Genomic DNA, 22451 nt, shown 5'->3' with positions numbered 1-22451 from the left:
CGTCGATGTGCTTTTCGCGGGCATCACTCGACTCCCATGTGCCGGCCCTGGGCCAGCCATTCGAGCCCGTCCTCCGGGTCGAGGGCCATGTCCCCGGCGATCCGGTCGACCGAGGCCGTGGTCATCAGGCCGGCGGACAGGTCCTCAAGGCCGCGGCGGGCGCCGTCGGGCAGCGCGCCCGGTTCGTCGAGCAGGCGTTTCGTGATGGGGTACCAGTACCCCCGGCCGATGAGCCGCGCGTGCGCGAGGGAGGTGGCGGCAGCGAGCACGTGCCCCAGGGCGCCGATCGTCTCTCCCGCCCTGACGTGGTCGGTCGCCAGCAGCAGGCAGCACGCCGCGCGCCCGCGCCACCAGGCGGCGGCGTTGTCCCGCAGCGCGACGGGGCAGGGGGGCCGCCCGACCTCACCGTGCACGGAGACCGAGAGCGCGGCCTCGCTCAGCAGGATGTAGGACGGCACACCGCTGTGGATCTTGGGGTAGGAGTGGACGAGGAAGGCCCCCCTGTCCGCCCGTTCCCGCTCGGCCTCCAGGTTCGCCAGCGGGCGCAGGCAGACGTCGATCCTGGGGGAGACCGGCACCGAGAACTCCGACTCCTGGAACGGGTGGCCGAGGTTGGCGGTGACGAGCTCGACCGGCTCGCTCCCCGAGGGGAGAGCGGGCAGCAGGCGGCGCAGCTCCGCCTCGGAGGGCACCTCCTCGACGTAGACGAGGATGTCCCAGTCACTGTCCGGGCTGGTCGGCCTGCCGCGGGCCCGTGAGCCCGCGATCCGGACGGAGCGGACGACGGGCGAGCCGGCGAGGCCGTCCACGACCTGGCGGACCACGGGCGGAAGCGCGGGGACGTGGGAGGCAGGCGTGGTCACGGACGCCCCCCGAGCCCCTGGCCGCGCAGGTAGCGGGCCGCGGTCGCGCCGTGCTCCGTGCCGGGCAGCCAGTCCAGCAGGCCCGCCGCCAGCTCCTCGATCCGTGCGAAGAGCTCGGGTACGGCCGTCATGTCCCGGCGCAGCAGGGCGCCGGCCTCCACGAGCAGCCGGGGCCTGTCCACGGCGGCCGACAGGTCCGCGGTGAGGTGCCTGCCGAGGTTCTTGACCTCGTGCAGCACACGGTCGTCGGCGGCCAGGGCGCTGACGAGCAGGTGCTCGACCGCCAGGCGCAACTGGACCGAGGCGTCGAGCGGCAGCCCGTCGGCCTGGGCGGTCGCGGCCTTGCGATGGAAGTGGAGCGCGGTCAGGTACGTGGTGGCGCAGTGGAACGCGGGCAGCCACCCCAGCTCCATCCGTTTCCGCCAGCGTTCGACCGTCTCGTCCCCGTGCAGGACCAGGCCGCCCCGAAGCCGGGACAGGAGCCTGATCTCCAGCACGTCGAGGACGGGCAGCTCCAGATCCGGGGTGCCCGGGTCCCCGACGCGGGACATCCCGGCCGCGAGCTCGGCCAGGCCGTCCAGCGGACGCAGCACCTCAAGGCTGATCACCGGGTCGCAGGAGTAGATGTGGTTCAGGCACAGGCTCATCGGCCGCACCACGCACGGCGTGCCGTCACCGGGTGGCGCCCAGCCGTACGGCGCGTCCACCACCAGCACGTTGACGTTGGAACCGCGCATGGCCACGCCCTCGGCCGTGGAGCCGGCCAGCACCACGCCGCAGCCGTCCGGCCAGGAGAAACGCCGTGCCAGCGCCTCAACGAGTGTGTCGCTCATACACCCCTCACCTCCGGCATCCGCCGGGCCGACTTGACGATCAGCATCGCCGGGACACAGACCAGGCCGCCCACCGCGGCCACCAGCAGGGCCGTACGCGTGGACGTCGTGTCCGCGAGCGCCCCCGCGACGGAGTACGAGATGGGCACCAGCACCTGGGACAGGGCCCAGTCGATGCCGAACACGCGCGCCACCTGGTCGCGTGGCACGGCGCTCTGCAACAGCGCCCCCCACAGGACCGTCGAGACGGCGAGCGCCACGTTGATCACGAAACTGCCGGCCAGCGCGGGCCAGGGCGACGAGTGGACGGCGAACCCCGCCAGGCCGCCCGCCATCACCCCCCACGCGAGATAGAGCAACGGCAGCGTCCGCCTGTCGAGTGGCCTGCCTCCGACGAGGAGGGCGCCCGCGACCTGGCCGACCCCGCCGACGGCCAGGACGAGGCCGTACATCTCGGCGCCGCCGCCGACCTCGTTGCGCAGGACGTAGGGGACGAGCACGTTCCACGGCCCCATGACGCAGACGACCGCGACCGCGCCCGCGGAGAAGGCGTAGAGCAGCCAGCGGTGCCTCCACGCGTAACGCCAGCCGCCGAGGCCGTCGGCCAGCAGGTTCGCGCCGTCCCCGGGGCCGGGATCCCGCTCGGCGCCGACCCGCAGCAGGAACAGGAACGAGACGACGAAGGTGCCCGCGTCCAGCAGGAGCACCCAGTCCGCGCTGTAGTTCGCCACCAGGGCGCCGCCTGCCACCGGGCCGACCAGCCGCCACATCAGGGGCCGGATGGCCTGGTCGGCCGAGTTGGCGCCCACCAGGTGCTCGGGAGGGACCAGCGACTGCACCATCGTCGCGAAGGCCGGGACGAAGACGGCCTCGGCGGCGGAGAACAGGGCCAGCCCGCACAGAAGCAACCAGCCGTTGAGGAGGCCGGCCATGCCCAGCAGACCGAGGGCCGCCAGCGTGACCGCCCGGCAGAGGTCACCGGCCAGCATCACCCGCCGGGCGCCGAAACGGTTCACGAGCGCCCCGGCGACCAGCGCGGCGGGCAGTGCCGCCAGGGCCATCACCACCCCGATGGACGCCAGCGCCGTCGCGGTGTTGCTCATGGAGAGCACCAGCCACGGCAGCGCCACGAACATCATGCCGTCCCCGAGCAGCGAGACCGCGAACCCGGCCCACAGGTACCTGAAGTCCCGGATCCGGAAGGGCCGCAGCTGCGGCCGGTCCGCCATCCGCGACAGCAGGGTGGTCCTGGGCTCCCGGGTCATCCGCGCTCCGGCCCCGCGGGCGTCTCGAACAGGCAGTGCCAGTGGAAGGACCCCGGCGCCGAGTGCTCCGCGTCGTGGATCGACAGGGGTTCCGCGGGCCGGTTCAGCGTGACCAGCCCGGCGGCGTCGCAGTAGAAGTGCGGGTGCACCTTGTCGTCGTCGGCGTCGGGCCGTACGAAGGTCCCCTCCGCGACCTCGACGCCCTGCCCGTAGCCCCGGTTGCGCCGCGACAGCATCGTCACCTGGTAGAGCCCGCCGGGCCGCAGCACCCGGTGGATCTCCTGGACGGTCGCCCGCACCGCCTCCGGGTCTCCGTGGTAGATCGCGTTGTAGGCCAGCACGTAGTCGAAGTGGCCGTCGGGGTAGGGGAGCCGGTTCATCTGGCCGATCCGCAGGTCCACGTCGACCCCGGCCTGCTCGGCCGCCGCGCGTGTGTGCTCGACGGCGGTCGGGCTGGCGTCGACGGCCCAGCAGCGGAAGCCGGACCGGGCCAGGAACACCGCGTGCCTGCCCACCCCGCAGGCCAGGTCGAGCACCGTCCGCGCCCGCCGTTCACGCAGCAGGCCTACGGCGCCGGCGACCCAGGGGTCGACGGTCGACCAGTCGGCACGCCCGTCGCCGGTCCGCCACACCTGGTCCCAGTGCTGGTGGGCCGTGGTGCTGGCCGTGGTGCCGGCCGTGGTGCCGGCCGTGGCGCCGGCCGTGGTGCCGCTCGTCTGTCCCTGGTTCACGCCCACTCCCGCACCCCGATCAGCTCCCGGTCGAGGCCGTCGACGGCGGGGGCGCCGAGGAGGGCCATCGTGTGGTCGAGTTCCTCGGTGAGGGAACGCAGGACGCCCTCAACCCCCTCCTGGCCGCGCGCCGCCAGCCCCCACAGCACGGGACGGCCCACCAGGACGGCCCGCGCGCCGAGCGCCAGCACGGTCGCCACGTGTGCCCCGGTGCGCACCCCGGAGTCGAACAGCACGGGCACCCGGTCGCCGACCGCCGCCACGACGGCGGGCAGCGCGTCCGCCGCGGCCACGTGCCGGTCGGACTGACGGCCGCCGTGCGTGGACACCTGGATCGCGTCCGCGCCTGCGTCCACGGCCCGCCGGGCGTCCTGGGGGTGCAGGACGCCCTTGACGACGAGCGGGAGCCGGGTACGGGAGCGCAGCTCCGCGAGGTCCGCCCAGGAAACGGCCGGATCGGGGAACAGCTCGGCGACCAGACCGGCGGGGGTCAGGGAGGGGTCCCGGCGCCGCCGGTGGGCGAGCAGGTCGACGAAGCACGGGTCCTGGACGATCGCAGGCGGCGCCGTGTCGAACCGCCGGAACCCGTTGCGGGCGTCGCGGCTCCTGCGGCCGACCAGCGGGACGTCCACGGTGCACACCACCGCCCTGGCGCCCGCCTGTTCGGCCCGGCCGACCAGGGACCAGCTCACCTCGCGTTCCCGCAGCAGGTACACCTGCTGCCACAGCCGGTCCGGGGCGGCCTCGGCCACCTCCTCGACCGGGCGGGAGCTGAACATGGACAGGGTGAAGCCGAGCCCCAGGGAGTGCGCGGCGGCGGCCGTGGCCACCTCGGCCCGGGGGTGGCACAGGGCCTGCAGCCCCATCGGGGTGACCAGGAGCGGCGCGGAGAGCGGGGTGCCCAGCAGCTCGGTCAGGGTGCTGCGGGCGGAGACGTCCCGCAGCACACGCGGTGTGAGCGTCAGGGCGTCCAGGCGCTCGACGTTGCGCCGCATCCCCGACTCGTCCCCGGCACCGCCCGCGCAGTAGTCGAAGGCCGCCTCGGTCATCCTGACCCTGGCCGTCTCGACGTCGGAGGGGCGGGCCGCGCGCTCCTCGACCCGGGGCCGGGGCTCGGGAACGGGGACGCCGGTCGCGGGCGGCGGGTCGGTCGCGTGGCCGTGTTCGGCAAGCTCGAACAGCCGCTCGACCCCGGCGAGGTCGGGAAGGACGTTCTCCAGACGCCGCGAGGCCATCAGGTCGCGCAGCACCCGGGAGGTCTGCGCCACCAGGTTGCGGATGACGACGTTGGCGAAGATCACGGTCACCGGGCCGTGCGCGGCGAAGGCCTCGGCGTCCACGCCGGGCAGCACGGTGGGGGCGAGCACCATGGGCCGCAGCGGGGCGATCCGCTCGACGACGGGGAGCAACTGGTCGGCGCTGGCCCGGTTGGCCTGCGCGAACAGGGCGTCCGCGCCCGCCGCGGCGTAGCGCCGCAGCCGCCGCACCGCCACGTCGGCACCGTGCCCGGCGACCAGGGCCTCGGTCCTGGCGATGACCTGGATGGAACGGCGGGCGGCCACCATGGCGGAGATCCGCTCGGCGAACGCCTCGGCGCCCAGCAGCTCCCGGCCGCTGAACCGGTCGTCGAGGGAGTTCCGCTTGGGGAAGACGTTGTCCTCGACGCAGATGGCGGTGGCGCCCGCCTCCTCGTAGAGCTTGGTCGCGAGCACGGCGACCTCGTCGCTGCCCCTGCCGGTGTCGGCGTCGACGTAGATCGGCAGGGACGTCACGGCCCGCACCGAGCGGACGATGGCGGCCACCTCGGTGACCTCCAGGACCTCCCGGTCCGGGACACCGCGGCTGGCGGACATCTCAAGGCTGCCGAGCCACAGGACGTCGGCCCCGGCCTCCTCCGCGAGCAACGCGGTGATGGGGCTGTGCACGCCTATGCCGATGCGTAACTCGTTCATTGGGCTGTCTCCTGCCGGGAAACGTCTTCACGGAACCGCGCGATGAACCTCTCGGTGATCTCGGCCGGGTGGAAGGGGACCCGGGGCGGAGGCGGGCCGCCGTCCGTCGCGACGAGGACGTGGACCAGGCCGACGTGCCCTCCGCCGACCGCCGCGGACAGCGCCAGGGAGAGCGCCTCGCCCTCGGCCACGGAGACGGCCGTCGAGTACCCGCAGGCCTCGGCCATCTTGACGAAGGAGAACCGGGGCGCCGGTGACCCCTGCCCGCCGGTGCTCTCGTACATCCCGTTGTCCAGCACCACGTGGACCAGGGGGCCGGTGGCGGCCGCGGCCAGCGGCGCCGCCGACAGCCCCATGAGGGTGTTCCCGTCGCCCTCGACGGCGAAGGCCACCGCCCCGGACAGCTTCGAGAACCCGACGGCCATGGGGAGGGCGAGCCCCATGCTGCCCATCATGTAGAAGTTCTCCGCCCGGTCGGAGAGCGCGTACAGCGCGCGGGGGATGAGCCCGTTGCCGGTGAAGACCGCCGCGTCCGCCGCGTCGGCCGCCCGTGTGACGCGGGTGAGCGCCTCGCCTCTGGTCAGCATCCGCCGCTCACGCCCCTTCCGGCGCGCACAGGACGGCGACGGGGATCCGGGAGGAGCGCGCGGTGCGCAGGGCCGCGCGCAGCCGCTCCGCCACCTGCGCCGGGTCGGCCAGCCGGCAGCGCAGTACGGGGATGCCCAGCGCGTCCAGTACGGCGGGGGCGGGCCCGCCGATGACGTTGTGGTGGGGGACGTCCCGGCCGTCGTGCCCGGCCCAGGAGACCATCAGCACCAGGGGGACGCGGTAGACGAGCGCCAGGCTGGTCAGCGCGTCGACGCACGTCCCGAGCCCGGCGCTCTTCATGAACACCAGGGGTGTCGCGCCCGCCAGGTACGCGCCCGCCGCGAGCGCGACGCAGTTGTCCTCCCGCGTCCCGGGCAGGTAGCGGTCGGCGGCGCGGGGGTGTTCCGCCAGCCCGCTCAGGAAACCCGCGAGGTGGGAGTCGGGCACGCCGGTGATGAAGTCGTATCCGGCCGCGAAGACCTCCTCGGCCAGCACGGGAGTTCGCTCGGTTTCTCGCGCGGCAATGACATCCAAGTCTGCGTCTCCAGTTCGCCGTGCACTCGCTGTGCTGTCGGGGGGTGCTGCCGGGGGGTTCTCAGGGCGGGTCGTCCCGGCGTGCGGCACGTTCGATCCACGGGGTGAGTCCTCCGCAGAGGTCGGTGACCCAGATGTCCCGCCTCGCCCCGTGGCATCCCCGCCACTTCTTGCTCCGCTCGTAGCCCAGCCCGTAGTCGATCGTCCGTACCCCCTCCTCCCGCGCGGCACGGACCGGGGTGTAGAACATCACGTCGAAGTAGGTCCTGCGGCAGGCCGGGTTCTCGTAGTCGAAACCGCACCAGAACACGTGCCACTGCTCGCCGTACCGGATGAACAGGCTGAACGCCAGCAGTTCGTCGCCGGCGGAGCGGCTGTGGAACAGCCGGAGGCGCTGCGGCGGGAAGAGCGAGGTGAGCCGCTCCAGCCTGGACCACTCGGTCTCCGGCGTGCTGTACCCGCCGTACTTCCCGACGAGGTTCATCCGCAGGCGGATCTCCGCCGCGCCGGGGACGTCCGCGGGCGCCGGGGCGGTGCGCACTCCGGCGCGGGCGAGGTCGCGAAGGTCCCACCGCACCTTCTGGCGGCTGGTCTTGGGGAGCCGGGCGACGTACTCGTCGAACCCGCCCCCCGGCACGTCGAGGACCGACCGCACCGTGCCGGGGATCCGCGACCACGCGGGGGAGGCAGAAAGCGCCGAGCACAGCGCGGGACCCGCCGCGTACAGCACCGCCGCGCAGACCGCACCGGCCTCCCGCGCCCACGCCGTGACGGCGGCCAGCAGATCGCCGACCCGCTCGGGTGAGGGGCCGCCGGGGCCGACCACGCCGGCGTCGTAGCCGGGCTGCACGATCGCGAGGAACGGGAAGCAGAGCGAGCGTTCCGGGGCCTCGCCGGGCGGGCGCCGCTGGTCGGGGAAGACGGGCGGATCACGCCACATCAGCTCGTGGAGGTTGAACGACTCGTAGCAGTCCGGGTCCTCGATCAGGTATCCCGTGGTCGCGGCGAGGGTGACACCGTCGCGCACGAGCCGGAAGTAGTGGCCCCGGCCCGGCGGTCTGTCCCCCATCATCTCCAGCCACGCGGGCGAGGTCAGGAAGGTCAGGTCGGGCCAGTGCGGCGGCAGGACCTCGTCGACGACGAGCCGCGCCCCGCCCCCGGCCCTCAACGCCGCTCCCATCGGATGGGGCACCCGCCGGTCAGCGGCCGTCCGTCGATCTCGGGGAAGTACTGCTTCCACTTCTCGGCCGTCGATCCCAGGCCGTCTCCGGCGTCCGAGAGCAGCGGAACGTCCTCGTACCGGGACAGGCTCCGGCGGATGCGCCGTTTGGCCGCGCGTCCCGCCGCCGTCGAACCGCCGATGTTCCCGAAGACGCTCCGGGACTGCATCGCGATGAGGAGGCACTGCCCCAGGGCCCGGCTGCGCCGGGGGCCGTAGGCCGGGCACATGCCGAAACCGAAGAGCCGTTCGCCGCCGAAGTTGAAATCCCATTTCGGGTCGTCGGGGTCGTCGGGAACGTCAGGGGGGCGTGGTCCTCTGTCAGACGAATGCAGGCCGGAAAGGACCTTCCAGAAAAGGGCGCGGTACCCTGCGAAGTCGCGTTCGCCGGACGGCGGGCCGACCATGAGGAGGAACGAAAGCCGTTCTTCGGGGGAACCGCGCTGGATTCCGATGAAATGCGCGAGGTCGCGGGCCACGGCGGCCACCTCGCCGGAGAAGTCCCGGCGCAGGTTCATGAACGTGTAGTAATTGTTTCCCGCGGCTTCGCCGATGGCGCCGAAGTGGCAGGGGTAGGGAAAGGGATGGGTGGAGAGCAGGGCGTCACGGATTCGCCGCCGTTCCCGGGAGACCCATTCGGGGGAGTCCTCCGGCGGTTCCTGGGCGCTCGTCCACATCCGTGCGGAGGCGCTCTCACCCACGTGCGTCACCGCCCGCGACCGGGTCGGGATAGGCCACCGGCGGGAAGTACTGCGAGGTCGCCAGGACGGCCCTGGACCAGGGGTCGACCCTGATTCCGTAACCCTGGAGCGCGGTCCACAGCCGGTCGGTGTCCAGCGGTGGCCCCTCAGGGGTGAACGTGGAGCCCAGGGCCCGGCGCAGGAGCAGGTCGGCGGAGCCGTCCAGGCTCTTCGCGACACGGGCGACGAGCTCGTCGTCGAGCGGGGTCTTTGGCGTCCCGGCGAGGTCGTGGGCCACGGAGGCGGCCTCGGAGTCCGGTAGGAGCTCCCACAGGTGGGCGATCAGGACCCTCCTGAACTGGTCTCTCACCTGCAGGAAGCCGCGGTTCTCCCCGGTTCCCGGCGCTCTGTCGAGCAGGGAGGCGAGGGTGCGGGCCCCCGGTGTCGCGAGCTGGGCGTGGCTCTCCGGCAGCTCGCCGCGGCCGAGGTTGCCCCACTCCCTGACGAAGAACGTCCGCCAGTCCAGTTCGGCCTCCTGCGGGCTGTCCGAGGCGTGCAGCAGGCCGAGGATCGTGTTGACCGCCCCGTAGCGCAGCCGCAGGGAGGAGGGGGAGGCCCGTTCGAGCGGCCCGGAGCCCTTCATCTCGGTGAAGCGCCGGTGGATGTCGGGCCCGCCGGTCAGCAGGAGCGCCAGTGAGGGCCCGAGCCGGTACAGCGCGTCGATCGCGCGGTACCGGTAGGTCCCGAAGTGGATCCTCCTGAGGGCCAGGTCGTCGTAGATGACGTCGAGCAGGAGACTTCCCGGCTGGACGACCCGTGCCGCCACCTCCTCGCAGCCGGCGTTCAGCACGTCGTCCACGATTCGGCGCCCGAGCCCGCGAATGAAGGAATCGGGGCTCACGACGACCACAAGATTACGGGACCAGTCCACGGCCTTTCACCTCTCGTACGCTCAATAGAATTTCAAGAGGTTGTGCAGTGTTTCCGGACGGGCGGGAAATGAGGGTCGCGCGTCCGTTTGTCATCTTTCCGGAAACGCGGAGGGAACCCTTCCCGAGAACCGTTCCGCTATAAGGAAAGCACTGTCCCGCACGCCTGGCTGAAAAACGGCTCCCGGTGCGAGTGAATATGTTCGACTTCAAGAGCATGCGACATGTCAAGAAAGCGCGTCAACCGTGAACGGGCGATTGACGCCACGGGTCCGGCCGGTCCGGCTCGTCCCGTGTGTGACGGATGTCTCCGTTCGCGGGTGGGACCTGGGGTTTCGCGGATCATGTCCCGGCCCGTCGCGCGCCCGGCGGATGAAGTGTGATCTACGTCACTCATGGAGCCCGGCGGGTTCCGGCGGAGGGGTGGGCGCGCGGTCCTTCACGCCCGCCGGAAAGAGGCGTACGCTTCGTAAAGTACGTACTTGACGTTCATTGCGGAGTTGGCGCTTGTGGACCCTTCGGAGACCGAGTTCGTCGATCGCATGGGGCTGATCATGGAGCGTATGGGCAGGACGCGCACGATGGGCCGCCTGCACGCGTGGCTCATGATCTGCGACCCGCCCGACAGGTCCCTCACCGAGCTGGCGGCCGAACTGGGCGTGAGCAAGACCGCGGTCAGCACGGTCGCCAGGCAGCTGGAGCTGAGCGGGATGGCGGAGCGCGTTCCGACCGCCACCCGTGAACACCGCTACCGGACGGCCAGCGGCGAGTGGGCCGAGATCGTGCGGGCCCAGCTGGCCGCCGTCAGGCAGAGCCTCGACACGCTCGACCTCGGACTGTCGATCGTCGGCGACGACCGGCCGGACCAGCGCGCCCGGCTGAAGGAGACCCGGGACTTCTACGCCTTCGTCCTGCAGGACGCGGACGGGATGCTCGAGCGCTGGAAGGAGTACCGCGAGAAGACGTCCTGACGTACCGCATCAGGCAGAGGGATCCTCAACCAAGGAGAGGCGATGTCAGGCATCGTCGAACGGTACGACATCCCCAAACAGCACTTCTGGCTGCACGGGCCCCGATCGGGCCCGGCGGTCGAGTTCGACAGCCGGACCGGGCTGTGGAACGTCTACGGATACCAGGAGACGCACGAGGTCTTCAGCGACCCCGCGACGTACTCCTCCGACACCATGCGGGTGATTCCCCAGGAGATGTCGTTCGGCGAGGAGTTCTCGCTGGACGGCTTCATCACCCAGATCGACCCGCCGGAGCACGGCAAACTGCGCAAACTGGTCAGCAACGCCTTCACCAGGAAGGTCGTGGCGGATCTCGAACCGAGGATCGCCGCCCTCACCAACGAACTGCTCGACGCGGCACGTGAGCAGGACCGTTTCGAGCTCGTGCGCGACCTGGCCTATCCGCTGCCGGTCATCGTCATCGCCGAGCTGCTCGGCGTGCCCAGCGGCGACCGGGCCCTGTTCAAGCAGTGGGCCGACGCGCTGTTCCAGCGTGACGCCGAGATCTCGCTCAACCGCTCGGAGGAGGAGCGCAAGGCGGACGTCGCGGCCACGTTGAAACCGTGGCGGGAGATGACCGCCTACCTCGCCGCCCACGCGGCCGAGCGCAGGCGGCAGCCGCGCGCCGACCTGCTCACCAGGCTGGTCCAGGCCGAGGTGGACGGCGAACGCCTGCCCGACGACCAGGTGGTCAACTTCGCGATCATCCTGCTGCTCGCGGGACACATCACCACGACGATGCTGCTCGGCAACACGGTGCTGTGCCTGGACGCCTTCCCCGAGCAGCAGGCCAAGGTGCGCGCCGACCGGTCCTCGATCCCGGCCGTCATCGAGGAGGCGATCCGGTACATGACCCCCTTCGCCCTCCTCGGCCGTGCCACCACCCGGGAGGCCGAACTGGGCGGCGTGACGATCCCGGCCGACAAGATGGTCATGGTCTGGCTCGCGGTGGCCAACCGGGACCCGCGCCAGTTCCCCGACCCCGACGTCTTCAACCCGGGCCGTGACCCCAACCCGCACCTCGGGTTCGGCCGGGGCATCCACTTCTGCCTGGGCGCGCCACTGGCCAGGCTGGAGGGACGGGTCGCGCTGGACATCCTGCTCGACCGCTTCGAAACGCTGCGGACCGACCCGGACGACCCCGTGCTGTTCATCCCCACCCCCTCTCTGACGGGGGTGCGCCACCTCCCGCTCATCCAGGGATAGGCACCGTACGGCCGCCCCTGGAGATCCGTCTCCGGGGGCGGCGCCTGTCCCGGCCACGCCGCCCGGCGGTCCGGTGGTGGGTAGCCGCCGGCATACGGGGCAGGGGCAGGAGTACGAACTCGGAAGGGGGACCAGAGATGGAACGGGGAAGCACCAAGCACGGTCCGCGGCTGGACGACGAGCAGAAACACGAGGCTCAGGGCATCGTCCAGGGAGGAGAGGACAGCAGCGTCGAGGAGTGGAAGGAGCCGGAGCCCCTCGACGCCCCCGGTGAGAGGGATCTGGCCCCGGGGCCCCGGCCACCCGGGCACGAACCGGGCTCCCCGGAGGAGATGACCCCGCAGGAGGTGGACAGCCGTAGTGTCCTGGCCCGCTGGATCAGCGGCACCCACGCGTTTCCCGCCGACCGCGCGACCCTGCTGGCCCGCGCCGAGGCGCAGTCCGCGCCGGATCCGGTGCTCTCCGCCCTGCGGGCGCTGCCCGACCGGACCTTCGCCAACGTCGAGGAGATCGCCGAAACGCTCGGGTTCGGCGGTGGGGAGCAGCGGGACTGACCGGCGGGTACGGCCCCGCCGTACCCGGGAAGGGGGGCCCGCCGGAGATGGGCGACACGACGCCGGAGAGGAACGGGGCGGACGGGCCGAGAGTGACGGTCGTGGTCGCCAGCCGCGACCGCCGCGCCGAGCTTGAGCGCTCCCTGCCTCGCCACGAGGGGCCGGTGATCCTGCTGGACAACGGCTCGGCCGACGGCAGCGCGGAGATGGCACGACGGCGCCTCGCGCACGTACGGGTCGTCGAGCTGGGACGAAACCTGGGCGCGCCCGCCAGGAATCCAGGGGTACGGCTCGCCGGGACGCCCTACGTCGCCTTCGCCGACGACGACTCCTGGTGGGCCGAGGGCGCCCTGGAACGGGCCGCCGACGTGCTGGACGCCCATCCCCGGCTGGCGGTGCTGGCCGGGCGCGTCCTGGTCGGCCCCGAGGGCCGGCCCGACCCGGTCTGCGCGGAGATGGCCGCCGGTCCGCTGGGCACGGAGCCGGACCTGCCGGGGCCGAGCGTGCTGGGTTTCCTGGCGTGCGGGGCGGTGGTACGGCGGGAGGCCTACCTGGCCGCCGGAGGCTTCGACAAGGTGGTGTTCTTCTTCGGGGAGGAGGAACGCCTGGCCCTGGACCTGGCGGCGGCCGGATGGGGACTGGCCTATGTCGAGACCGTGGTCGCCCACCACCATCCCTCCCCGGCGCGGGACCCCGGGGGCAGGCGGGCGCTGGCCGCCCGCAACGCCGTCCTCACCGCCGTCATGCGGCGGCCGTGGCCGGTGGTCGCGCGTGCCGTGTCGTCGGCCGCGCGTGGCGGGCCCGCGGGGCGGCGGGGAATCCGGGACGCCGTGGGAAGGCTGCCCGCCGCGCTGGCGAGCCGCCGGACACTGCCGCCGTGGGTGGAGGCGGCCCGTGACTCACTGGAACGACCCGGACGGCGCCATGACCGGCCACGGGAGGCCGGGAGCGCCTGAGCCCCACGCACGCCCGCGGGGCCCCTCAGGCCGTCCGCGTGAGCAGGAGGTCCCAGTCGGACAGGAAACGGCCCAGGCCGTACCGGGCGAGGGCGGCACGCCTGGCGGCCTCGCCCGTCCGCCTCGCCAGGGCGGCGTCGGAGGCGAAGGACTCCAGGGCGGCGGTCAGGGTGGCGACGCGGGTCGAGATCACCCCCGCTGCGGCGGGGACGGCCTCCACGGCCTCCGTGGTGGCCAGCGCCACGACGGGCATGCCGAGCAGCATGGCCTCGATGAGGGACAGGCCGAGCGAGGTCCACCGGTAGGGGTGCAGGTAGACGCGGCGCCGGGCCAGTTCGGCGTGCATCGCCCGCTGGGGAAGGTCCTCGAACGTCCCGGCGGGCACCCCCAGTGCCTCCGGCAGGCCGGTGGTCCGCATGCCGAAGACGTCGAGCGGTACGGCCGCGGCGAACAGGGGGAGCAGGTCGGTCCCGGCGACCCGCTCGCGCCTGACGGGCTCGTTGACGACGACCCCCGCGCGCGGTAGCTCGCCGGTGTAGCGGTGACCGGGGTCCACGACGCCGTGCTCGATCACGTGTGTCGGCGCCCGGCCGCAGTCCCAGAACAGGTCGTTGAAGTGGGTCACGTGGACGACGGGGACGCCGGACTGCCCGGCGAGGGGATGGCGGGTGCGCGGGACGTCGCCCACGGGGGTGTTGTGCTCGACGTAGACGGCGGGCACGTCCCGTCCGGGACGGCGGCCCAGCCAGCCCTCGGCGAGTTCGAGCTCGTGCGGCCGTTGCAGGACGACCAGGTCGACCTCCTCCTCGCGCAGCCGGTCCCAGGAGACCTCGCGCACCGGATCCGGCCAGGGGTAGGTCCGTGCCCGGCCACGTCCGTCGGGGCCGCGGTCGGGCACGAGCGGCACCAGGTAGTCGTGGTCGCCCTGGACGAACGCGGTGGTCCAGGAACCGTGCACGTGCCACAGCAGGATTCTCATGTCGGTTCCCCGGGGTCGGTGGACGTGTCAGGAGGCGGGCGCAGCGCCCGTTCGACGGCGCCGGGGAGGTCGGCGGCGACCTCGGGCGCCGCGGCCACCTCCTCGGGAAGGGTGACGGGGGTGGGGACGAGGATGCCGCGGGCCCCGGCGGCTCGGGCGGCCTCCACGTCGCGCCCGATGTCCCCGATGACCACGCAGTCGCGGACGTTCACCCCGAGGACGGCCGCCGCCCGCAGGACGAGCCCGGGAGCGGGCTTGCGGCAGCCGCATCCGTCGTGCTCGCCGTGGGGGCAGACCGCCCACACGGCGAACGGGCCGAGGATCTCCTCGACGCGGGCGTTCACCGCGCGCAGTTCCCGCGCGCCGATGAGTCCCCTGGCCACCCCCGACTGGTTGGTGACCACCCCGACGGGCACGCCCGCCCCGCGCAGCCGGGCGAGCGCCCGCCGGGCCCCGGGCATCGGCCGTACCCGGTGTGGATCGGCGTTGTAGGGGACGTCGACGATCAGTGTGCCGTCACGGTCGAACAGGACGGCGGCTGGGCGAGGGACGGTCAACGGCACCTCCGAGGACGGACTCGCACGAGAACCTCCCCGCGACAGGGCCGTGCTCTACCCCCCGAACAGGTCAAGCAAACGATGCCCTTCACAGGCCGGAGCCGCCCGTGGCGTCGACGACCCGGCCGCTCACCCAGCGGGCGTCGTCGGAGGCGAGGAAGGCCACGATGTCCGCGACGTCCTCGGGGGTGCCGACCCGGCCGAGCGCCGACAGGGCCGCGGCCCGCTCCCAGGCCTTGGGGTCGGCGCGCAGCCAGCCCGCGTTGACGTCGGTGTCGATGATCCCCGGTGCGACCGAGTTGACGGTGATCCCGCGCGGGCCGAGCGCTTTGGCGAGGTTGAGGGTGAAGGTGTCCAGCGCGCCCTTGGTCGAGCTGTAGGCGATGATCTCGGGCAACGCCATACGGGCCGCGCCGCTGGAGACGTTGATGATCCGGCCGCCGTCGTTGAGCCGGGGCAGCGCGTGCTGGACGACGAAGAACGGTGCGCGGACGTTCACCGCGAACACCTTGTCGAACTCCTCCTCGGTGAGGGTGGCGATGCCGGCGCTGCGCCCGATGCCGGCGTTGTTGACCAGGATGTCGACCCGGGCGTCGCCGGTCACGGCGTCGAAGGCCGCCCACAGGGCCTCGGCGTCGCCGTGCTCGCCCAGTTCGGCGCGGAGGGCGAAGGCCCGTCCGCCGTCCTTCTCGATGCTCTCGACGGTCTCCGCCGCCGCCGCGCCGTCCTGGGCGTAGGTCAGCACGACGGTGGCCCCGTCGCCCGCCAGCCGTCGCGCGACGGCCCGGCCGATACCCCGGCTGCCCCCGGTGACCAGCGCGACCTTGTCCGTGAGACGTCCCATGACGAAACTCCTTTGTTGAGTGATTGATCAAAAAATACGGTAGCACGGATTATTGAGTGAGTGCTCTAGAATTTGTGCCATGACCGAGAGCCGCCGGGGCCGCCCCCGCACCTTCGACCGTGACGAGGCGCTGGCCAAGGCCGTCCGCCTGTTCTGGGACCACGGCTACGAGGCCACTTCGGTCAGTGACCTGACGGAGGCGATGAACATCAGGCCCGCGAGCCTCTACGCGGCCTTCGGTGACAAGAAGTCCCTGTTCAAGGAGGCCGTCGTCGCCTACCAGAGGGCGGCGCCCGCCACCTTCGCGAAGATCGCCCTGCGTGAGGAGCGCACCGCCCGCGGCGCCTTCGCGCGCATCCTGCGCGAGGCCGCCGAGGCCTACACCGACCCGTCCCACCCGGCGGGCTGCCTGATCATTCGCTCGGCGACCAACGTCAACCCGAGGGACGCCGACATCGAGGCCTTCCTCCGCGACATCCGCAACGCCAACGTCGCCGTCTTCGCGGCCCGTCTCGACGAGGCCGTCCGCGCGGGCGAACTGCCGGACTCCGTCGACACCCGGGCCCTGGCCCGGTACTTCGGAGCCGCTCTCCAGGGTCTGTCACAACAGGCGGCCGACGGCGCGACCGCCGCCGACCTGCGCCCGGTGGCCGAACTCGCCATCGGAGTCTGGCCGGCGCCACCGGAGGCTCCCTGAGCGGCCGCAGGCGCTCCGTGCACGGGCGTGGACACCGCTCTTTCGGTCCGGCCCCTTCTCCGTGAAGCCTGGCCGAGGTCCTTTCGGCAAGGCGTGCGACCTTCGAGGGCGACGTTGCGTTCCCCGGAATCCGGGAATCCCGTCTTTAGTGATGATTAACGACAAGTCGCTCGGGGTGGGGAGGCGCCACAGGCTGACGCGGCCGGCCACGATGCGGACAGGGGGTGGCCGATGTCCTCCTCACGCGATGTCACGGGGATGCTGACCGGCCTGCTGGAGGCCAGTCATCTGGCGGAACTGGAGCGCCTGCCGTTCCTGGTCGGCGAGTACGCCGCCCGCGCGGGACTTCGGGAGGTGGCGATCTACCTGGCCGACCTCCAGCAGACGGTGCTGCGGCCCCTGGCCGGGCCGGAGGAGGCCGGTGGGGAACCGGAGGAACTGCGCATCGACGCCACCCTGGCCGGGCGCGCCTTCCAGGAGGTGCGCCCGCTGGCCAAGGCCGGCGCCGACGGGCGGGCGGACCACTGGTGGGTGCCGGTGCTGGACGGCACGGGACGGCTGGGCGTGCTGCGCGTCCGGCCGGCGGAGGACGACCAGGCGGATCAGGACGCCATGCGGCATCTGGCCTCGATGGTGGCGTTGCTGCTGGTCAGTTACCGCGAGCACAGCGACTCCTACGCCCGGTTGGTGCGCACCCGGCCGATGAACGTGGCCGCGGAGATGCAGTGGAACCTGATGCCGCCGCTCACCTTCGCCAACCGCCGGGTCACGGTCAGCGCGGTCATGGAACCGGCCTACGAGGTCGGCGGGGACACCTTCGACTACGCCATCGCCGGTGAGACCCTGCATCTGGCCGTCTTCGACGCCATGGGACACGACACCTCGGCGGGGCTGACCGCCAACCTCGCGATGGCCGCCTGCCGGAACCACCGCCGTCAGGGCATGGGACTGGCGGACAACAGCGAGGCGATCGAACGTGTGCTGATCGGCGAGTTCGGCAGGACCACCCGGTTCGTCACCGCGATCATGGCCGACCTGGACATGACCACCGGCCTGTTCGGCTGGGTCAACCGCGGCCACCACCCGCCGGTGGTGATCCGCCACGGTCGCTGGGTCACCACCCTGCGGTGCGTCCCGGCCCACCCCATGGGGCTGAACCTGAACCTGCCGGTCACCTCGTGCCGGGAACAGCTGGAACCCGGGGACCGGGTGCTGCTGTACACCGACGGCATCACCGAGGCCAGGGGCCGTACCGCCCAGGAGTTCGGGCTGCAACGGTTCGTCGACTTCGTCGTCCGTCACGACGCCGCGGGCCTGCCGGTGCCCGAGACGCTGCGCCGCCTGACCCACGCCGTGCTGGACTACCACGGCGGCCGTCTGCAGGACGACGCCACCGTTCTGCTCGTCGAGTGGCACGGCACGGAGGGCCGCCGGTACGACGGGCCGGAGGGCCTGCGTTCCGCGCTGACCGGTGAGCGCGCGTGAGCGGCCGTCAGGACAGGTTCCACATCCCCACCCGGACCCGCACCCCCGAGGAGGCGTGCAGGAGCGGATCACCCTCGGGGGAGGGAAGGCCCCCGGCCCGCAGGAGGTCCTGGTCGAGACGGACCAGGCGGGCGCGGCGCAACGGCCACGGCCGGTGCTCGACCTCGGCGTGGGCCGACCTGCCTCCGACGACGGTGAAGAGCCGGTAGCGCTCGGTGAGGAAGTCGGTGAGTTCGTCCCGCTCGGTGTCGAGCAGCGGGGCGCCGAGTTCCACGTCGGCGTCGCACCGGGCGCCCGCGGGGCCGATCAGCCGGCGCCGGCAGCGGTAGGCCCGCCGTTCCCCCTCGACGCGCACGGACATGTCGGACCAGTGGTAGGGCAGCCCGTAACCGGCCCTGCCGCCCAGGGCGGGAAGGAGCCGCCCGGCGTCCAGCGACAGGAACCACAGGCCACGGCGCCCCAGCGCGTCCCGCACGTAGGTGCGCACGTTCGTCTCCGGGAACCGCGACAGCCATGGCAGGGCCGGTGTTCCGGGCACCCGTACGTCCTCCATGAGGAAGGGCGTCAGGCCGACCCACGCCGAACCGTCGAACTCCTCGGCCGTGAGCCAGCCGGGAAGCAGCGCCTGGATCTGGGCGGGGGAGTAGCGCCAGTGGATGAAGGTCATCTGGGACCACCCGTGGTACATCACCGGCCGGGTGATCCGTGGAGGCTGTGTCGTCCGCATCCTGTATCGCTACCCAGGAGCGGCCGGTTCAGGGGCGTTTGAGAAGGTCGATGACCGCGCGTTCCGCCGCGCCGTGCGTGGCCGGGCCGTCGGCCTCGCCGAGGCCGGTCAGCGCCCGGTGGATGGTCCTGCCCCGTTCGTAGGCGGTGACGACGCGGGGGTCGACATAGGAGGCGCGGGCGACCGCGGGGGTGTTGCCCAGGTGCCCGGCGACCTCCCGCATGACACGGGCGACGGCCCTGCGGCGCCCGGCCCGGCTGCGGACCCGCCGCGAGACCGCCAGGCCGACGGCGGCGTACACCGTGGCGTGCCAGGTACGGAAGTCCTTGGCGCTGACCTCGGTCTCCATGCGTTCACGCAGGTAGGCGTTGATGTCGTCGCTGCGGACGTCGACCCAGGAGCCGTCGTCCTCGTAGCGCAGCAGCTCACCCCTGGCGCCGGTTCCGCGCAACGCGGTGACGACCTCGCACACGTCAGGATCGTCCAGTTCGACCTCGCGCAGCCTGTTGCCCTTCGCCGGGTAGCGGAAGGAGACCCGTCCGCGTGAGCAGGTCACGTGCTCCATCCGCATCGTCGCCAGCCCGAAGGACTCGTACGCCTCGCCGCCCACCCGGAACAGCCCGATGTCGAGCATGCGGGCCGCGGCGGCCAGCACCCGCTCGCGCGTCAGGCCCGGCTGGTCGAGGTCGGCCTGCACCTTCTTGCGGAAGTCCGGCAGCCTCTCCGCCAGTTCGGCGACCCGGGCGAACTTGAGCCGGTCCTGCTCCTCACGCCAGACGTCGTGGTAGCGGTACTGCCGCCGCCCGGCCGCGTCGGTGCCCACGGCCTGGATGTGGCCTTCCGCGTCGCGGCAGATCCACACCTCCCGCCAGGCGGGTGGCAGCGCGAGCGCCCTGATCCTGGCGAGCGTCCCACGGTCCCTGACCGGGCGCCCGTCGGCGTAGGCGTAGGAGAAGGAGCGCCCGCGGCGTCTGCGGGTGATGCCGGGTTCGGCCGGGTCGCTGTGGCGCAGTTCGTGCATGCCGTTCCCACTACCCCGGGAGCGGCTCTCATTCGGCGAGGCCCGCCGTGTCACGCCGGCCCGCTTTGCACGTGGTCGTGGAACCACTCCAGATGGCGCGTGTTCGGCGTGGACAGCGCGACGTGCAGGTGCAGCTGTGGCGCGCAGTGGCCGGAGACCTGCAGGTTCCAGGCGGCGGCGACCGCCGCGGCGCACCGCCACCGCAGGAGACCGCCGCAGCGGGTGGCGTCGGCCTGTAGGCGCCGTTGGCGTCGACGTACAGCTCCGCCTCCGCGCCGATCGCCTCACGTGCCCGCCGTACCGGACGGACGTCCCTGCCCCGCCCTATCTTGAGCTTCGTCCTGGGGATGCCGTCCCGGTGGACCCAGCCGCCGAGCTGCCCGGCCAGTTCGGCGTCGGTGGGCACGGTGTAGACGGCCGCGGTGATCTCCTCGACCGTGGTCACGGCGTCCTCCTCTCCGCCGGTTCCGGCCCGACCGTGGATCCGGCCGGTGGGGGAGTCCGGACGCCCGCCGTTGTTCCCGGTGGGCGCGCGCAACCCTATGTCCGAGTTGTCATGCTTTGTCGTTTGGTGTGCCGGGGTGGGGGTAGGGCGGGCCCTGACCTGTGGATCGGGGGACGCCATGCGCGAGATCGTGGGAGAGAGCCTCGCCGAACGGCTCATCGACTGGGGCGTCGACACCGTCTTCGGACTTCCCGGGGACGGCATCAACGGCCTGATGGAAGGCTTCCGGCGCCACCAGGACAAGCTGAGGTTCCTCCTGGTGCACCACGAGGAGGCGGCGGCCTTCATGGCCACCGGATACGCCAAGGCGACCGGCAGACTGGGGGTCTGCGTGGCCACGTCGGGGCCGGGAGGCATCCACCTGCTCAACGGCCTCTACGACGCCAAGCTGGACCACGTGCCGGTGCTGGCGATCACCGGAATGCAGGAGACCTCCCTGCTGGGCAGCCACTACCAGCAGGAGGTGCACCTGGACCGGCTGTACCAGGACGTCGCCGGATACAACCTGATGGTCACCAACCCGCAGCAGATGCCGGGCGTGGTCGACCTGGCGATCCGCGAGGCACTGGCCGGGCGGACCGTGTCGCACCTGACGTTCCCCAACGACATCCAGATCGCGCCGGTCGAGCAGGACCCCTACCGGCACCCCGCGCCGGGCGCGCCGCCGTCGAGCCTGCCCACACTCGACCGCCCGCCGCCGCCCCCCGAGGAGGAGGCGCTGCGCGCGGCGGCACAGGTGCTCAACGCCGCGAGCAAACCGGTGATCCTGGTGGGCGCCGGGGCCCTGCACGCCCGCGACGAGGTGATCGCGGTCGCCGAGAGGCTCGGTGCGCCGGTGGTGAAGACCCTCCCGGGCAAGGCGGTGGTCCCCGACGACCACCCGGTGACCACCGGGGGTATCGGGCTGCTGGGGACGAAACCCAGCGAGGAGGCCATGGAGGAGTGCGACACGCTGCTCATGGTCGGCACGTCCTTCCCCTACGGCAAGTACCTCCCCGAACCCGGCAAGGCGCGGGTGGCGCAGATCGACGTCGACCCCGCGCTGATCGGGCTGCGGCTGCCCGTCGAGGCGCCGGTCGCCGCCGACGCCAAACTGGCGCTGCGGGCGCTGCTGCCGCTGCTGACCGGGACGGACGGCTCGTTCCTCGCCAGGTACCGCGGTGAGATGGACTCCTGGCGGGCGAGGATGGCCGCGTTGTGCGACGCGAGCCGGGACCCGATCGCCCCGCAGTACCTCATGGGATGCCTCGACGAACTGGCGGACGAGGACGCGATCCTCACCTGCGACTCCGGCACGATCGCCACCTGGGCGGCCAGGCACTGGACGATCCGCGGCGACCGGCGCTTCTACCTGTCGGGCAACCTGGCCACGATGGCGCCCGGCCTGCCGTACGCGATCGCCATGCAGCACGCCTTCCCCGGGCGGCAGGTGATCGCCTTCGTCGGGGACGGCGGGTTCGCGATGCTGATGGCCGAGTTCCTCACCGCCGTACGGCACGAGCTGCCGATCAAGGTGGTCGTCAACAACAACAACGCCTACGGGCAGATCCTCTGGGAGCAGATCGTCCTGGGCTACCCGGAGTACGCGGTACGGCACCGGCAGCCCGAGGCGGACTTCTCCTCCTGGGCCCGGGGCTGCGGCGCCTACGGCGCGAAGGTCACCGCCCCCGGTGAGGTGGCCGGCGCCGTGCGCGAGGCGCTCGCCCACCCCGGCCCCGCCCTGGTGGACGTGGACGTCAACCCGAACGAGCCGCCGATGCCGGGGAAGGTGAGCTACGAGCAGGCCAAGCACTTCACCGAGGCCTTCCTGCGCGGTCAGCCGCACAAGGTGGCCACCCTCGCCACCGTCGCCCGCGACAAGATCAGTGAGCTCAGGTCATGACCGCCCAGGTGGTCCTGCCCGGCCCTGTGACACGCGTTCCGGCCCTCGCCGTCGACGTCGCGGCACTCGAACGCGACCTGTCGGCGGAGGTGGACGGCGAGGTCCGCTTCGACGCCGGATCCCGCGGCGCCTACTCGACGGACGCCTCGAACCACCGGCAGGTCCCCATCGGCGTCGTGGTGCCCAGGACCGTCGAGGCCGCCGTCGCCGCGGTGGCCGTCCACCGGCCGCGCACGGCGGCGGTCACCCCGCTTCGAATTCGGTTGATCGGCACACGCGCGGCGCGGCCGTGTCAGACGACGGCCGTAGGACCTCCGCCCAGGAGGGTAGACGGGAGATCATCCGGCGGGAGGAACCGGGAGCGCGATCACCGGCCGAGAATCAGCAGTGCGGCACCGGAGATCATCGGGGCGTCCGGTGACCGCAGCCACAGA

At 72.4% G+C, this 22451-nt stretch carries 23 protein-coding genes and 2 pseudogenes; 8 read left to right on the top strand and 17 right to left on the bottom strand.

The genetic code is table 11. The features are described 5' to 3' along the window. Positions 1–23: 23 nt before the first annotated feature. From ABZ470_RS25925 to ABZ470_RS25880, 10 genes are all read right to left on the bottom strand, one after another. The gene (locus tag ABZ470_RS25925) at positions 24–863 is read right to left on the bottom strand and encodes a nucleotidyltransferase domain-containing protein (protein WP_362776204.1); all 840 of its coding nucleotides are present in this window, start codon (positions 861–863) and stop codon (positions 24–26) included. Further along, positions 860–1696 carry a hypothetical protein gene (locus ABZ470_RS25920; protein ID WP_352011863.1) on the bottom strand — a complete coding sequence of 279 codons (837 nt, stop codon included), beginning with the start codon at positions 1694–1696 and terminating at the stop codon, positions 860–862. The genes ABZ470_RS25925 and ABZ470_RS25920 overlap by 4 nt, the downstream gene beginning before the upstream one ends. Next, positions 1693–2961: an MFS transporter gene (locus ABZ470_RS25915; protein ID WP_362914402.1), complete on the bottom strand. Its 1269-nt coding sequence runs from the start codon at positions 2959–2961 to the stop codon at positions 1693–1695. Before ABZ470_RS25915 ends, ABZ470_RS25920 begins: the two co-directional genes overlap by 4 nt. After that, the gene (locus ABZ470_RS25910) at positions 2958–3692 is read right to left on the bottom strand and encodes a class I SAM-dependent methyltransferase (RefSeq protein ID WP_362914400.1); all 735 of its coding nucleotides are present in this window, start codon (positions 3690–3692) and stop codon (positions 2958–2960) included. Before ABZ470_RS25910 ends, ABZ470_RS25915 begins: the two co-directional genes overlap by 4 nt. Continuing rightward, the gene (locus ABZ470_RS25905) at positions 3689–5644 is read right to left on the bottom strand and encodes an alpha-hydroxy-acid oxidizing protein (protein WP_352011866.1); all 1956 of its coding nucleotides are present in this window, start codon (positions 5642–5644) and stop codon (positions 3689–3691) included. The genes ABZ470_RS25910 and ABZ470_RS25905 overlap by 4 nt, the downstream gene beginning before the upstream one ends. Beyond that, on the bottom strand, positions 5641–6231 hold the full coding sequence (locus ABZ470_RS25900; protein ID WP_362914397.1) for a thiamine pyrophosphate-dependent enzyme: 591 nt from the start codon (positions 6229–6231) through the stop codon (positions 5641–5643). Before ABZ470_RS25900 ends, ABZ470_RS25905 begins: the two co-directional genes overlap by 4 nt. A 7-nt stretch (positions 6232–6238) precedes the next feature. Beyond that, positions 6239–6766, bottom strand: a complete 528-nt coding sequence (locus tag ABZ470_RS25895) for a thiamine pyrophosphate-binding protein (RefSeq protein ID WP_352011868.1) — start codon at positions 6764–6766, stop codon at positions 6239–6241. Between the two features lie 61 nt (positions 6767–6827). Beyond that, entirely contained in the window at positions 6828–7946 is a 1119-nt protein-coding gene (locus ABZ470_RS25890) for a GNAT family N-acetyltransferase (RefSeq protein ID WP_362914395.1), read from the bottom strand. Then, a complete protein-coding gene (locus ABZ470_RS25885) occupies positions 7931–8686 on the bottom strand; it encodes a YqcI/YcgG family protein (protein WP_362776194.1) in 756 nt (251 codons plus the stop codon). The genes ABZ470_RS25890 and ABZ470_RS25885 overlap by 16 nt, the downstream gene beginning before the upstream one ends. After that, positions 8679–9566, bottom strand: coding sequence for a nucleoside-diphosphate kinase (locus tag ABZ470_RS25880; RefSeq protein WP_352011871.1), 888 nt, complete (start codon positions 9564–9566; stop codon positions 8679–8681). Before ABZ470_RS25880 ends, ABZ470_RS25885 begins: the two co-directional genes overlap by 8 nt. A 510-nt stretch (positions 9567–10076) precedes the next feature. Between ABZ470_RS25880 and ABZ470_RS25875 the strand changes: the two genes are divergently transcribed. The 4 genes from ABZ470_RS25875 (at position 10077) to ABZ470_RS25860 (ending at position 13320) form a co-directional block, all read left to right on the top strand. Further along, positions 10077–10565 (top strand): hypothetical protein, encoded by a 489-nt coding sequence (locus tag ABZ470_RS25875; protein WP_352011872.1) that lies wholly within the window; start codon positions 10077–10079, stop codon positions 10563–10565. A gap of 42 nt (positions 10566–10607) precedes the next feature. Continuing rightward, positions 10608–11810, top strand: a complete 1203-nt coding sequence (locus ABZ470_RS25870) for a cytochrome P450 (protein ID WP_362914392.1) — start codon at positions 10608–10610, stop codon at positions 11808–11810. 137 nt (positions 11811–11947) lie between these two features. Further along, positions 11948–12364, top strand: coding sequence for a DUF2795 domain-containing protein (locus ABZ470_RS25865; protein WP_362776189.1), 417 nt, complete (start codon positions 11948–11950; stop codon positions 12362–12364). A gap of 47 nt (positions 12365–12411) precedes the next feature. Next, positions 12412–13320 carry a glycosyltransferase gene (locus ABZ470_RS25860; protein WP_362914390.1) on the top strand — a complete coding sequence of 303 codons (909 nt, stop codon included), beginning with the start codon at positions 12412–12414 and terminating at the stop codon, positions 13318–13320. Positions 13321–13345: 25 nt separating this feature from the next. Here the strand turns inward: ABZ470_RS25860 and ABZ470_RS25855 are convergent, their stop codons facing one another. From ABZ470_RS25855 to ABZ470_RS25845, 3 genes are all read right to left on the bottom strand, one after another. Then, positions 13346–14299: a glycosyltransferase gene (locus tag ABZ470_RS25855; RefSeq protein ID WP_362914388.1), complete on the bottom strand. Its 954-nt coding sequence runs from the start codon at positions 14297–14299 to the stop codon at positions 13346–13348. Next, complete coding sequence (locus tag ABZ470_RS25850) at positions 14296–14856, bottom strand: HAD-IIIA family hydrolase (protein ID WP_362914386.1); 561 nt, start codon at positions 14854–14856, stop codon at positions 14296–14298. The genes ABZ470_RS25855 and ABZ470_RS25850 overlap by 4 nt, the downstream gene beginning before the upstream one ends. An 88-nt stretch (positions 14857–14944) precedes the next feature. After that, positions 14945–15700 (bottom strand): glucose 1-dehydrogenase, encoded by a 756-nt coding sequence (locus tag ABZ470_RS25845; protein ID WP_362914384.1) that lies wholly within the window; start codon positions 15698–15700, stop codon positions 14945–14947. 79 nt (positions 15701–15779) lie between these two features. Between ABZ470_RS25845 and ABZ470_RS25840 the strand changes: the two genes are divergently transcribed. Together ABZ470_RS25840 and ABZ470_RS25835 are read left to right on the top strand one after the other, a co-directional pair. Next, positions 15780–16397: a TetR/AcrR family transcriptional regulator gene (locus tag ABZ470_RS25840; protein WP_362914382.1), complete on the top strand. Its 618-nt coding sequence runs from the start codon at positions 15780–15782 to the stop codon at positions 16395–16397. A gap of 231 nt (positions 16398–16628) precedes the next feature. After that, positions 16629–17882, top strand: coding sequence for a PP2C family protein-serine/threonine phosphatase (locus tag ABZ470_RS25835; RefSeq protein WP_362914380.1), 1254 nt, complete (start codon positions 16629–16631; stop codon positions 17880–17882). Positions 17883–17889: 7 nt separating this feature from the next. On the opposite strand, the gene ABZ470_RS25830 is transcribed toward ABZ470_RS25835, so the two are convergent. The 4 genes and pseudogenes from ABZ470_RS25830 to ABZ470_RS25815 form a co-directional block, all read right to left on the bottom strand. Beyond that, positions 17890–18549 (bottom strand): DUF2071 domain-containing protein, encoded by a 660-nt coding sequence (locus ABZ470_RS25830; RefSeq protein WP_362914378.1) that lies wholly within the window; start codon positions 18547–18549, stop codon positions 17890–17892. 88 nt (positions 18550–18637) lie between these two features. After that, positions 18638–19630, bottom strand: coding sequence for a DNA topoisomerase IB (locus ABZ470_RS25825; RefSeq protein ID WP_362914376.1), 993 nt, complete (start codon positions 19628–19630; stop codon positions 18638–18640). Between the two features lie 50 nt (positions 19631–19680). Beyond that, positions 19681–19836 (bottom strand): hypothetical protein, encoded by a 156-nt coding sequence (locus ABZ470_RS25820; RefSeq protein ID WP_362914833.1) that lies wholly within the window; start codon positions 19834–19836, stop codon positions 19681–19683. Between the two features lie 93 nt (positions 19837–19929). Further along, positions 19930–20255, bottom strand: a pseudogene (locus ABZ470_RS25815) (hypothetical protein); the annotation flags it as partial. Between ABZ470_RS25815 and ABZ470_RS25810 the strand changes: the two are divergent. Together ABZ470_RS25810 and ABZ470_RS25805 are read left to right on the top strand one after the other, a co-directional pair. After that, complete coding sequence (locus tag ABZ470_RS25810) at positions 20254–22017, top strand: thiamine pyrophosphate-dependent enzyme (protein WP_362914374.1); 1764 nt, start codon at positions 20254–20256, stop codon at positions 22015–22017. The pseudogene ABZ470_RS25815 and the gene ABZ470_RS25810 overlap by 2 nt on opposite strands. Then, a pseudogene (locus ABZ470_RS25805) lies at positions 22014–22235 on the top strand (hypothetical protein); the annotation flags it as partial. The gene ABZ470_RS25810 and the pseudogene ABZ470_RS25805, both read left to right, overlap by 4 nt. Between the last annotated feature and the right edge of the window lie 216 nt (positions 22236–22451).

It is taken from the genome of Streptosporangium sp. NPDC020072 (assembly GCF_040631445.1).
Classification (GTDB): domain Bacteria; phylum Actinomycetota; class Actinomycetes; order Streptosporangiales; family Streptosporangiaceae; genus Streptosporangium.
This window is presented reverse-complemented; position numbering and strand designations above follow the sequence as displayed.